Below are 3253 nucleotides of genomic sequence, written 5' to 3'. Positions count from 1 at the left end.
AGGAAAGGGTGCGGCCCACCGGCCTGTACTGCGAGGTGCTGCTGGACGCTGCTAGCGGACCTCGGTGATCTCGGGGCCGCGCTGGAGCTGGCCCATGCCGCCGGAGAACTTCGAGCTCTCCTGGTCCTCCTGCTGCACGCCCTCGGGCACCATCTGGGCGTCGTTGGGGAGCTTGAGGACGATCGGGTCGCGGGGGGCCATCGGGCCGTCGCCGCGGACGACCACGGTGTCCCGGAAGATCGTCTCCAGCAGTCCGGCGGCCTCCGGCTGGACGGCTCCCTGGCCGGAGATGACTCCGCGCAGGAACCAGCGGGGTCCGTCGACGCCGACGAAGCGCACGAGCTGCACCCCGCCCGTGCCGTCCGGCAGCTGTACGGGGACCTGCGCGCGCAGCTCCCAGCCCAGCGGGCCCTCGACCTCGTCGATGGTGCCGCCCTGCTGGGTGATGCCCGAGGCGATCTCGTCGCGGACCTCGCCCCAGATGCCCTCCTTCTTGGGGGCGGCGAAGGCCTGCAGCTGGACCGCGCTGTCGCGCAGCACCACGGTGGCGGCGACGATCGCGTCCCCGGCCACCTCGACGCGCAGTTCCATGCCCTCGACCCCGGGGACGAAGATGCCGCCCAGGTCGACCCGGCCCTCGCCGGGCTGGGAGACCTCGGTGCTGTCCCAGGGTCCGTCCGGCCGGGGGGCCGGCGGAAGATTCATCCGACGAGAGCCCCCGGCGGCGGTGTCGCCGTCCTCGGGCTCGTCGGCGACCTGCTCGGCCTCGCGCACCTCGTCCACCGCGTCCTCGGCGGAACCACTCTTCTTGCGACGTCCGAACACGTCACTGTCCTTCCCGGTCGGATACGACCGAAGCGTAGCTGTTCCCACCGTGGGTGATCCCGCCCTCGGCGCCGTCCACCGACGCGTGGCCGCCGGTGGACCCGAAGCCCCCTTCGGCCCGCGCCGAGCCGGGAAGTTCCGCCACCTCGTGGAAGCGCACCTTCTCGACCTGCTGGACAACCAATTGGGCAATCCGGTCGAACCGTTCGAATCGCACGCTCTCGCGCGGATCGAGGTTGACCACGATCACCTTGATCTCCCCACGGTACCCGGCATCCACGGTCCCTGGGGCATTCACGAGGGCCACTCCGCAGCGGGCTGCGAGGCCGGAGCGCGGGTGCACGAACGCGGCGTACCCGTCGGGGAGCGCGATCGACACCCCGGTGGGGAGCACCGCGCGCTCGCCGGGGGCGAGTTCGGCGGCCTCGGTGGTCACCAGGTCGGCCCCGGCGTCGCCCGGGTGTCCGTACGCCGGAATCGGCACGTCCGGGTCGATCAGGCGGATCAGTACGTCGACGGGGTTGCGCATCACGGGTTCACCTCGAAGGCGCGGGCGCGCCTGACCTGGTCCGGGTCGGACATGGCCGCCTGGATCTCGGCGGGCCTGCCGTTGTCGATGAAGTGGTCGACCTTGACCTCGATGAAGAGGGCGTCGGCGCGGACCGCGACGGGGCCTTCGGGCCCGCCGATCCGGCCGGTGGCGGTGGAGTAGATCTTCCGGCCGTGCACGGCGGTGATCCGGGCGTCGAGGTGGAGCACGGTGTCCACGGGGACGGGGCGGACGAAGTCGGTCTCCAGCCGTCCGGTCACCGCGATCGTGCGCAGCAGCCAGTTCAGCGAGCCGAGGGTCTCGTCCAGCGCCGTGGCGAGCACGCCGCCGTGGGCGAGGCCGGGGGCGCCCTGGTGGGCGGGCTGCACGGTGAACTCGGCGGTGACGCTCACGCCTTCACCGGCCCGCGCCATCAGGTGCAGTCCGTGCGGCTGTCCCCCGCCGCAGCCGAAACAGTGTTCGTAGTGCGCTCCGAGGAGCTCGCCGGGGGCGGGCGCGTCGGGGTGCCGGACCGGCGCGACGGCGTCGGCCGGGGGTTTCAGAGCTGCTGATGTTCCACTCACAGGCGCAGACCTTACCCGCGCGGCAGTGTGCCGGTCGCGCCGTGCCAAGCTTGGTTCCATGCAGCCTTCCGCACCGCCCTTCGACGAACGTCTCACCGCGCCCCGCTCCTGGTGGTTCATCGCCTTCGGGGTCGGTATCGCCTGCGCTCTGATGCTGCTGCCGCTGGGCACCCTGCCGATGCTCGCCGGGCTGGTCGGCGGTACGGCCGCGGCGGCTGTCGTGGTGAGCAGTTACGGCTCCGCCCGGATCCGGGTGGTGGCGGGGGCGCTCGTCGCCGGCGACGCCCGGATCCCGCTGTCGGCGCTCGGCGAGCCCGAGGTGCTGGACTCCAAGGAGGCGCGGGCCTGGCGCACGCACAAGGCGGATGCCCGTGCGTTCATGCTGCTGCGCGGCTATGTGGAGACGGCGGTGCGGGTGGAGGTCACGGACCCGGAGGACCCGACTCCGTACGTCTATCTCTCCACCCGGGATCCGCGGGGCCTGGCGGCGGCGCTGAGCGCCGTGCCGACCGCCTGAGCCGTTCGCCGGACCGGCCGGGGCCCTCTCAGAGGCCCTCGATCTCCTTGGGCAGCTCGGCCGGGTTCAGCGGCTGCTCCAGCGGCGGCAGCGCGGGCAGCCGGTCCCAGGGGATCCGGTCCTTGCGCAGATCGTCCCTGATCCGGTCGGCGAGCTTGCGGGTGTCGCGGCGGTTCATCGTGGCGCCGACGGCGGCGCCGATCATGAACGGGATCAGGTTGGGCAGATTGCGCGCCATGCGCTTCATGATCTGCTGGCGCAGCTCACGCTTCATCTGGCCGCCGAGGGCGGCGTTGAGCGTGGTGGGCCGGGTGACGTCGATGCCGCGCTCCTCCGTCCACGACGTCAGATACGCGGTGCTGCGCTGGCCGACATTGCCCGGGGGGCGGCGGCCGTAGACCTCGTGGAGCTCGGCGACGAGCTTCATCTCGATCGCGGCGACGCCGGTGACCTCGGCCGCCAGCTCGGCGAGCATGGCGGGCGGTACGGGCATCATGGCGGCGGCGCCGATGCCTGCGCCGACGGTCGCGGTGCCCCGGCAGGCTCCCGTGACCAGCTTGTCGGCCAGCTCCTCGGGCCCCAGCCCGGGGAACTGCCTGCGCAGGGTGGCGAGGTCGCGCACCGGCACACGCGGGGCCGTGTCGATGATGCGGTCGGCCAGCTGTGCCGCCAGTGCCTTGGCGCTCTCCCCGCTCTTGCGTACGCCCCGTTTCACTGCGTGCAGGCGGCCCCCGGTCGTGGGCTCCGCCCGGTCCTGCTCCGCGGCCAGGTCCGGCAGTGCTGCCGCCCCGGCCACTT

General features: G+C 72.7%; 5 protein-coding genes. 1 reads left to right on the top strand and 4 read right to left on the bottom strand.

Going from position 1 to position 3253, the window contains the following annotated elements:
* Positions 1-51: 51 nt before the first annotated feature.
* The 3 genes from ACFWM7_RS34600 to ACFWM7_RS34590 are packed head-to-tail and all read right to left on the bottom strand — an operon-like array spanning position 52 to position 1938.
* Positions 52-825 (bottom strand): DUF3710 domain-containing protein, encoded by a 774-nt coding sequence (locus tag ACFWM7_RS34600; RefSeq protein WP_383268558.1) that lies wholly within the window; start codon positions 823-825, stop codon positions 52-54.
* Position 826: 1 nt separating this feature from the next.
* Entirely contained in the window at positions 827-1354 is a 528-nt protein-coding gene (dut, locus tag ACFWM7_RS34595) for a dUTP diphosphatase (protein ID WP_383268561.1), read from the bottom strand.
* The gene (locus ACFWM7_RS34590) at positions 1354-1938 is read right to left on the bottom strand and encodes a PaaI family thioesterase (protein ID WP_383268555.1); all 585 of its coding nucleotides are present in this window, start codon (positions 1936-1938) and stop codon (positions 1354-1356) included. The genes dut and ACFWM7_RS34590 overlap by 1 nt, the downstream gene beginning before the upstream one ends.
* Before the next feature lie 58 nt (positions 1939-1996).
* Here ACFWM7_RS34590 and ACFWM7_RS34585 point away from each other — a divergent pair, with 58 nt between their 5' ends.
* Positions 1997-2455 carry a DUF3093 domain-containing protein gene (locus tag ACFWM7_RS34585; protein ID WP_383268553.1) on the top strand — a complete coding sequence of 153 codons (459 nt, stop codon included), beginning with the start codon at positions 1997-1999 and terminating at the stop codon, positions 2453-2455.
* A gap of 28 nt (positions 2456-2483) precedes the next feature.
* Here the strand turns inward: ACFWM7_RS34585 and ACFWM7_RS34580 are convergent.
* A partial coding sequence (locus ACFWM7_RS34580; protein WP_383268551.1) for a hypothetical protein occupies positions 2484-3253 on the bottom strand: 770 nt, incomplete at its 5' end.

Origin of the sequence: Streptomyces sp. NPDC058375, assembly GCF_042723425.1 — a bacterium.
Taxonomy (GTDB): domain Bacteria; phylum Actinomycetota; class Actinomycetes; order Streptomycetales; family Streptomycetaceae; genus Streptomyces; species Streptomyces durocortorensis.
This window is presented reverse-complemented; position numbering and strand designations above follow the sequence as displayed.

Excerpts from the sequence above, each read along its gene's own strand:
- dut (WP_383268561.1), bottom strand. The coding sequence starts at position 1,354 with ATGCGCAACCCCGTCGACGTACTGATCCGCCTGATCGACCCGGACGTG.
- ACFWM7_RS34585 (WP_383268553.1), top strand. The coding sequence starts at position 1,997 with ATGCAGCCTTCCGCACCGCCCTTCGACGAACGTCTCACCGCGCCCCGC.